The organism is uncultured Amnibacterium sp., from assembly GCF_964245895.1.
Classification (GTDB): domain Bacteria; phylum Actinomycetota; class Actinomycetes; order Actinomycetales; family Microbacteriaceae; genus Amnibacterium.
The window spans coordinates 19617-27629 of sequence record NZ_CAXTOQ010000032.1 but is presented as its reverse complement, the minus strand read 5'-3'; the positions used below and the strand labels follow the sequence as shown (position 1 = coordinate 27629).

Below are 8013 nucleotides of genomic sequence, written 5' to 3'. Positions count from 1 at the left end.
GGAGCGGCTCGACCGCAACTGGAACCAGCTGCTGCAGGAGCTGCGGGTGCTGCAGACCGGCACCCAGCTGCTGACGGGCTTCCTGCTGACCGTCGTGTTCCAGTCGTCGTTCCGCGACCTCGCGGACTGGCAGGTCGTGCTCTACCTCGTCGTCGTGTCGCTGGCGGTCGCCTCGACGGTCGTCGCCCTGATGCCGGTCTCGCTGCACCGGGCGCTGTTCCGGCGCCGGTCGATGGCCGAGCTGGTCGAGTGGGGCGACCGCATGCTGCGGATCGGGCTGGTGTCCACGGGGCTCGCCATCGTCGGGGTCGTGGCCCTCGTGTTCAGCGTCGCCGTCGGGCCCGCGGGCGCGATCGCGGCCGCGACGGTCGGCGCGGTCGTGATCCTGGTGCTCTGGCTGGCGCTGCCCCGCCGGCTGCAGCGGGGCGCGGAGGCCCCGCACGGCCCCAGCACCTGAGCGGCGGCCTACGCGCGCTTGCGGCCGGTCTTCTCGGCCGGCTTCGCCTTCGCCCGGTTCGCCTCGACGCTGCGCTTCAGCGCCTCCATGAGGTCGATCACCTCGCCGTCGCCCTCGTCGTCGCCGGTCTCGCCGAAGGTCGCCGCCGTATCGAGCGACTCGCCCTGCTCGAGCTTGGCGTCGACCAGCTGCTTCAGCTGCACCTGGTACTCGTCGGTGTAGTCGGCGGGCTGGAAGTCGCTCTCGAAGCTCTTCACGAGGCTGGTGGCCATGTCGATCTCGCGCTTCTGGATTCGCACGTCGGCATCGAGCGACGGGAAGGACGCCTCCCGCACCTCGTCGTCCCAGAGCAGGGACTGCAGCAGCAGGACCTTCCCGTGCACCCGCAGCACCCCGAGGCGCGTCTTCTGCCGCAGCGTGTACTGCACGATCGCGACGCGCTCGGTGTCCTCGAGCACCTTGCGCATCAGCACGTACGAGCGCGGGCTCTTCGAGTCCGGCTCGAGGTAGTAGCTGCGGTCGAGGCGGATCGCGTCGATCTGGTCGGCGGGCACGAACTCGACCACGTCGATCTCGCGGCTCCGCTCGCTCGGCAGCGCCTTCAGGTCCGCGGCGGTCAGCACGACGGTCTGGTCGCCGGCGTCGTAGGCCTTGTCGATGTCCTGGAACTCGACGACCCGGCCGCAGATCTCGCAGCGCCGCTGGTACCGGATGCGCCCGCCGTCGGCGTTGTGCACCTGGTGCATCGGCAGGTCGTGGTCCTCGGTCGCCGAGTACAGCTTGACCGGCACGTTGACCAGGCCGAACGTGATGGCACCCCGCCAGATGCTGCGCATGACCCGCCCTCGCCGATCGTCGATCTCCTGATGAACACCCGAGTATGACCCGCGTGCCGGGATCCGGGCCAGTCCCCTGACCACGGCTCAGCGGTTCAGCAGGCTTCCAGGCCACGCTGAGCCCATGGTCGGCGGAGCGAGGCAGCCCGTGGAGGTGGACGGGCGCCGGATCACCGTCTCGAACCTCGACAAGGTGCTGTACCCGGCCGACGGGTTCACGAAGGGCGACGTGCTCGCCTACTTCGCGGCCGTCGCCTCCGCCCTCGTGCCGCTCGCCGCCGGCCGGCCCGCGACGCGGAAGCGCTGGCCGGACGGCGTCGGCACGACCGACCAGCCGGGCCAGACCTTCTTCGTGAAGAACCTCGAGTCGCACGCGCCCGACTGGGTGCGCCGCGGCAGCATCGAGCACCGCTCCGGCACCACGACGTACCCCGTGGTCGACGACCTGGCCACGCTCACCTGGCTGGCGCAGCAGGCGACGCTCGAGCTGCACGTGCCGCAGTGGCGGTTCACGGCCGACGGCGGCGCCGGACGGCCCGATCGCCTCGTGCTCGACCTCGACCCCGGCGACGGCGTCGGGCTGCCGGAGTGCGCGGAGGTCGCCCGCCTCCTCCGTCCCGTGCTCGAGGGCATGGACCTGCGGCTGCTCCCCGTCACCAGCGGCTCGAAGGGCATCCACCTGTTCGCCCACCTCGCCGGGCGCTGGACCTCCGACCAGGTCACGGAGGTCGCGCACGAGCTCGCCAGGTCGCTCGAGGCCGACCACCCCGACCTGGTCGTCAGCGACATGAGGAAGGAGCTGCGGCGCGGCAAGGTGCTCGTCGACTGGAGCCAGAACCGCGCCGCGAAGACGACGCTCGTGCCCTACTCCCTGCGCGGCACGCTGCACGTGCGCGCGAGCGCGCCGCGCACATGGGAGGAGCTCGACGACCCGGGCCTGCGGCAGCTGACGCCCGACGAGGTCGTCGCCCGGCTGCGGGCCGACGGCGATCTGCTCGCGGACCTCGCGCCGGCCGGGACCAGGCACGACGCGCTCACCCGCTACCGGTCGATGCGCGACGCCGGCCGCACCCCGGAGCCGGTGCCGGCGGCCGCTCCCGCGACGGGTGCTGACGACACGTTCGTGATCCAGGAGCACCACGCGAGCCGCCTGCACTGGGACTTCCGACTCGAGCGCGGCGGCGTGCTGGTGTCCTGGGCGCTGCCGAAGGGGGTCCCCGCGACGGGGAAGGACAACCACCTCGCCGTGCACACCGAGGACCACCCGCTCGAGTACGCCGCGTTCACCGGCGACATCCCGAAGGGTGAGTACGGCGGCGGCCACGTCGAGCAGTGGGACAGCGGCACCTACGCGACGGAGAAGTTCCGCGACGACGAGGTCATCGTCACGCTCACCGGCCGGAAGGACGGCGGCCTGGGAGGCGTCCCCGTGAGGCTGGCCCTGATCCGCACCGAACGGGAGAAGCCGAAGGGCAGCCAGGGCGAGCACTGGCTGATCCACCGGATGCAGCCCGAGGCGGAGGCGCCGCCCGCCGCGACCGCCGACGGCGGCACGCCGAAGCCGATGCTCGCGACCTCGGGCGGCGTGCTCGACGCGGACGAGGCGTGGTCGATCGAGATGAAGTGGGACGGCTACCGCTGCGTCGCGCGGGTCGCGGACGGCCGGGTGACGCTGACGAGCCGCAACGACCTCGACCTCACGCCGACCTACCCCGAGCTGCAGCTGCTCGCCGGGCAGGTGCACGCCGACGAGGCCGTGCTCGACGGCGAGATCGTCGCGCTCGACGGGAAGGGCCGTCCGTCGTTCTCCCGGCTGCAGCAGCGCTCGGGGCTGACCAGGAAGCAGGACGTCGAGCCCGCGATGCGGCAGCAGGCCGTGCGCCTGCTGCTGTTCGACGTGCTCGAGGTCGACGGGAGGGCGACCCTCCGCGCCTCCTACCGGGACCGGCGGGAGCTGCTCGAGCGCCTCGTCGACGGCGGCGGGCCGATCGACGTGCCGCCGGCCGTGGCGGTCGCGAGCGGCGACGACCTGCAGCAGGCGGTCGACGACTCGATGACCACCAGCCGCCGGCTCGGGCTCGAGGGCGTCGTCGTCAAGCGGGCCGACGCGGCCTACCGGCCCGGCGCCCGGTCGAAGGACTGGGTGAAGCGGAAGCACGAGCGGGCGCAGGAGGTCGTCGTGGGCGGCTGGCGGCCGGGCACCGGCCGCCGCGAGGGCGGCATCGGCAGCCTGCTGCTCGGCGTGCACGACGGCGGGACGCTGCACTACGTCGGGAGGGTCGGCACCGGCTTCAGCGACGCCGACCTCGACGCGATCCTGGCGCGCCTCGAGCCGCACGACCGGAAGACGAGCCCCTTCGGCGACGTGCCGCGCGCCGACGCGAGCGACGCGCACTGGGTGACGCCGTCGCTGGTCGGCGAGGTGCGGTTCGCCGAGTGGACGGACGACGGCAGGCTGCGGCAGGCCAGCTGGCGCGGCTGGCGCCCGGACAAGCGGCCGGAGGAGGTCGTCCGCGAGCCGTGATCCCGGTCCCGCGCCCCGGACCGGCGGGTACCGTGGAGCCATGACACGGCGGGACGCGGCGGACGGCACGCCGTCCGAGGACGAGGTGGAGCACGACTTCACGGTGCCGGCCGACGCCGACCTGCGCCCGGCACCCGAGACCGAGCCGGACGGGGACGAGTCGTGAGGGGCCGGGTGCTCGGCTGGTCGCTGTCGCTCGGCGTGATGGTCGCCGGCGCCGTGTTCGCCGGCGTGATGGCGTCGCTCGGCGACGAGAACCGGCGTCGCGCGGCGGACTCCGCCCGGCTGCTGCGCGACCGCTCCGCGGCGTCCGCAGCCCACCTCCGCGAGCGCGGGATCGAGACCGCGCAGGACCTGCGGGACCAGTGGACGGAGACCGCGCTGGAGGTCAGGGACCGCTGGACGACCACGGCGGAGGAGGTCCGCGCCCGCGCGGTCGACACCGCCGGGGACTGGCGGGAGCGCTCCTCCGAGGGCATCGAGCGCGCGCTGCGCCAGGCCGCGGAGGCCCGCGACGCCTCGCTCGAGGACCAGCCGGACGACGACGAGGAACCCACCCCGGACCCGGCTGCCGCGAAGCCCGCCTCCACCGTCGATTGAGCGGACGCACGGCGCGCGCTCGGTAGGTTCGCTCGCATGGCCGATGCCCCCGTCCTGCCCGACGGGCCGCTCGCGACCTGGGTCGCCGCCCAGCGCTGGTTCTCCGGCCTGCGGGGCGACGCCCTGACCGTGATCGCGTCCCTGCCCCTGTCCGCCGACGGCGGCGCGCGCGCCCTGCTGCTGCGCGACGCCTCCCCCGACGCGGAGGCGGTCTACCAGGTGCCGGTCGTCGACGGGCCCGGCAGGGCGATCCCGGGCACGACGCTCGCGGACGGCCCCCACGACCCGGCCTTCGTCACCGCGCTGCTGCGCCTGATGCTCGACGGCGCCGAGGCCCGGGGCGACGGCACCACGGCCGACGGCGTCCGGATCGGCTGGGCCGGCCCCGCCCCGCGGGTGCGGACGGCGACCGTGCTGTCCGGCGAGCAGTCGAACACCTCGATCATCGTCGAGGCCGAGACCGCGGACGGCGGGTCGGCCGGCCTGATGGTCAAGGTGTTCCGCGCGCTGCACGACGGCGAGAACCCCGACGTCGTGCTGCAGTCCGCGATCTCCGCCGCCGGCTCCACGCGGGTGCCCGCCACCTACGCCGCGCTGGTCGGCACCTGGCCGGACGACCGCGTCGCGGGCGGCGTCGCCCGTGGGCACCTGGCGGTGGTCCAGGAGTTCCTGCCCGGCACCCGCGACGCGTGGCGCGTCGCGCTCGACGCGGCCAGGGCCGGCGAGGACTTCACCGAGCGGGCGAGCGCGCTCGGCGCCGCGACCGCGGAGGTGCACCGGGTGCTGGCGGCAGCGCTGCCGACCGCGCAGGCCGACGAGACGGCACGGGAGGCGGCCCTCGCCGGCATGCGGTCCCGCGCGGCGCAGGCCGTCGCTCTCGTGCCGACGCTGTCGGCCGCGGGGGCCGCGATCACGGCCGCCATCTCGGCGGGCACCGCCGGCGGCTGGCCGCTGCTGCAGCGGGTGCACGGCGACTACCACCTGGGCCAGGTGCTGCTGGTGCCGGACCGCGGCTGGGTGCTGCTCGACTTCGAGGGCGAGCCGCTGCGGCCGATGGCCGAGCGCAGCGAGCCCGACCTGGCGCTGCGCGACGTCGCGGGGATGCTGCGCTCCTTCGACTACGTCGCCGGCACGATCGCGCACGAGGGCGGCGACGCCGCGGCCGCGCGGGGGTGGGCGGGTACCGCCCGCGCGGCCTTCCTCGAGGGCTACGAGGCCGAGGTCGGCGCCTCCCTCGCACCGCACGCCGCCCTCCTCCGCGCGCTGGAGCTGGACAAGGCGCTGTACGAGTGCGTCTACGAGGTGCGCAACCGGCCGGCCTGGCTGCCGATCCCGGAGCGCGCCGTCCACCGGCTGCTGGAGGCGACCGCATGACCGCAGAGACCGTTCCCGGGACGACCGCGGCACCCGTCGCGGAGCGGCGCCCGCAGCAGCGCTCGCACCACGGCGACGTCGTCGACGACGCCTACGAGTGGCTGCGCGACCGCGAGGACGCCGCGGTCGTCGCGCATCTCGAGGCGGAGAACACCCACACCGATGCGCGGCTCGCGCACCTGGAGCCGCTGCGGGCGGCGATCTACGGCGAGATCAAGGCGCGCACGAAGGAGACCGACCTCTCCGTGCCGTCGCGCGAGGGCGACTGGTGGTACTACAGCCGCTCGGAGGAGGGCAAGCAGTACGCCCGCCACTGCCGCGCCCCGATCGCCGGTCCGGACGACTGGACGCCGCCGAGGCTCGACGGCGTCGTCCCGGGCGAGCAGGTGCTGCTGGACGACGACGCGGAGGCGGCCGGGCACGAGTTCTACTCGCTCGGCAGCTTCGACGTCACCCCCGACGGGCGCCTGCTGCTGTGGGCCGTCGACACCGTCGGCGACGAGCGGTACGTGCTGCACGTGCGGGACATCGCGACCGGCGAGGCGCTGCCCGACACGATCGAGGGCACCATGCCCGGCGCGCTGTTCGACGCGGCCGGCACCGCGATCTACTACACGACCTGCGACGAGGCCTGGCGGCCCGACACCGTGTGGCGGCACGTGCTCGGCGCCGGCGGGGACGACGAGGTCGTCTTCTCGGAGCCGGACGAGCGCTTCTGGGTGGGCGTGGGCATGACGCGCAGCCGCCGCTACCTCGAGATCGGGGTCGGCTCGAAGGTGACCAGCGAGTCGCGGCTGCTCGACACGCAGCACCCCGAGGACGGCTTCCGGGTCGTCTGGCCCCGCCGGGAGGGGGTCGAGTACTCCGTCGAGCACGCGGTGCTGGACGGCCGCGACCGGCTGCTGGTCCTGCACAACGACGGCGCCGAGGACTTCGAGCTCGTCGCCGTCGACCCCGCCGATCCCGAGGGCGGGCGGGACGTGCTGCTGCCCGGCACCTCCGGCGTGCGGCTCGAGGACGTCGACGCCTTCGAGCGCTTCGTCGCGGTCTCCTACCGCGAGGGCGGCCTGGCCCGCATCGGGCTGCTGCAGCCCTCTGGCATCGAGGAGATCCGGTTCGACGAGCCGCTCTTCACTGCGGGTATCGGCTCGAACCCGGAGTGGACGCAGCCGACGCTGCGGTTCGGCTACGGCTCGATGGTGACCCCCTCCACGGTCTACGACCTCACTGTGCCTGCCGAGGGGGGCGTGACCGGCGAGCGGCGCCTGCTGAAGCAGCAGCCCGTGCTCGGCGACTACGACGCCTCCGCCTACCGCGAGCGGCGGGAGTGGGCGGAGGCGGAGGACGGCGCGCTGGTGCCGATCTCCATCGTCGGCCGCGCGGACCTGCTCGACGGCCCGCGGCTCGCAGCGCCGATGCTGCTGTACGGCTACGGCTCGTACGAGGCGAGCATCGACCCGTCGTTCTCGATCGCGCGGCTCTCCCTGCTCGACCGCGGCGTGCTGTTCGCGATCGCCCACGTGCGCGGCGGCGGCGAGATGGGCCGCCACTGGTACGAGCAGGGCAAGACGCTGACGAAGCGGAACACGTTCACCGACTTCGTCTCGAGCGCGCGGCACCTGGTCGAGCAGGGCTGGACGGAGCCGTCCCGCCTCGTCGCGGAGGGGGCGAGCGCCGGCGGCCTGCTGATGGGCGCGGTGGCGAACCTCGCGCCGGAGCTGTTCGCGGGGATCCACGCGGGCGTGCCGTTCGTGGACCCGCTCACCTCGATCCTCGACCCGTCGCTGCCGCTGACCGTCATCGAGTGGGACGAGTGGGGCGACCCCCTGCACGACCCCGACGTGTACGCCTACATGAAGGGGTACTCGCCGGTCGAGAACGTCGGCGACCACCCGTACCCGCGGATCCTGGCGACGACCTCGCTGAACGACACCCGCGTGCTCTACGTGGAGCCCGCGAAGTGGGTGGCCCGCCTCCGGGAGGTCGGCGCGGACGTGCTGCTGAAGACCGAGATGAGCGCCGGGCACGGCGGCGTCTCCGGGCGCTACGCCGCGTGGAAGGAGCGCGCGTTCGAGCTGGCGTGGATCCTCGACGTGCTGGGCCTCGCCCGCTGATCGGCCGACCGATGCGACCGGCCTCCAAGCTCAGGGCTGCGTCGCGCGGTACCCCGACCCTCGCGCGGTAGGTGGACCTACTGCGCGATGGTCACGCCTACCGCGCGA

The 8013-nt window shown here is 74.1% G+C and carries 7 protein-coding genes; 6 read left to right on the top strand and 1 reads right to left on the bottom strand.

The genetic code is table 11. The annotated features are described in order from the left end of the window. A partial coding sequence (locus ACFE60_RS06920; RefSeq protein ID WP_375388116.1) for a DUF6328 family protein occupies window positions 1-457 on the top strand: 457 nt, incomplete at its 5' end. An 8-nt stretch (window positions 458-465) separates the two neighbouring features. Here the strand turns inward: ACFE60_RS06920 and ACFE60_RS06915 are convergent. Continuing rightward, a complete protein-coding gene (locus tag ACFE60_RS06915; RefSeq protein WP_375388115.1) occupies window positions 466-1293 on the bottom strand; it encodes a Ku protein in 828 nt (275 codons plus the stop codon). Between the two features lie 124 nt (window positions 1294-1417). On the opposite strand from ACFE60_RS06915, the gene ACFE60_RS06910 reads away from it, so the two are divergent. Genes ACFE60_RS06910 through ACFE60_RS06890 form a run of 5 tightly spaced genes read left to right on the top strand, consistent with a single transcriptional unit; the run spans window position 1418 to window position 7905 of the window. Next, entirely contained in the window at window positions 1418-3817 is a 2400-nt protein-coding gene (locus ACFE60_RS06910; RefSeq protein WP_375388114.1) for an ATP-dependent DNA ligase, read from the top strand. A gap of 40 nt (window positions 3818-3857) precedes the next feature. Continuing rightward, the gene (locus ACFE60_RS06905) at window positions 3858-3983 is read left to right on the top strand and encodes a hypothetical protein (protein WP_375388113.1); all 126 of its coding nucleotides are present in this window, start codon (window positions 3858-3860) and stop codon (window positions 3981-3983) included. Continuing rightward, window positions 3980-4417, top strand: a complete 438-nt coding sequence (locus tag ACFE60_RS06900; protein ID WP_375388112.1) for a hypothetical protein — start codon at window positions 3980-3982, stop codon at window positions 4415-4417. Before ACFE60_RS06905 ends, ACFE60_RS06900 begins: the two co-directional genes overlap by 4 nt. A gap of 36 nt (window positions 4418-4453) precedes the next feature. Further along, window positions 4454-5791: an aminoglycoside phosphotransferase gene (locus ACFE60_RS06895; RefSeq protein WP_375388111.1), complete on the top strand. Its 1338-nt coding sequence runs from the start codon at window positions 4454-4456 to the stop codon at window positions 5789-5791. After that, window positions 5788-7905: a S9 family peptidase gene (locus ACFE60_RS06890; RefSeq protein WP_375388110.1), complete on the top strand. Its 2118-nt coding sequence runs from the start codon at window positions 5788-5790 to the stop codon at window positions 7903-7905. Before ACFE60_RS06895 ends, ACFE60_RS06890 begins: the two co-directional genes overlap by 4 nt. Window positions 7906-8013 lie beyond the last annotated feature (108 nt).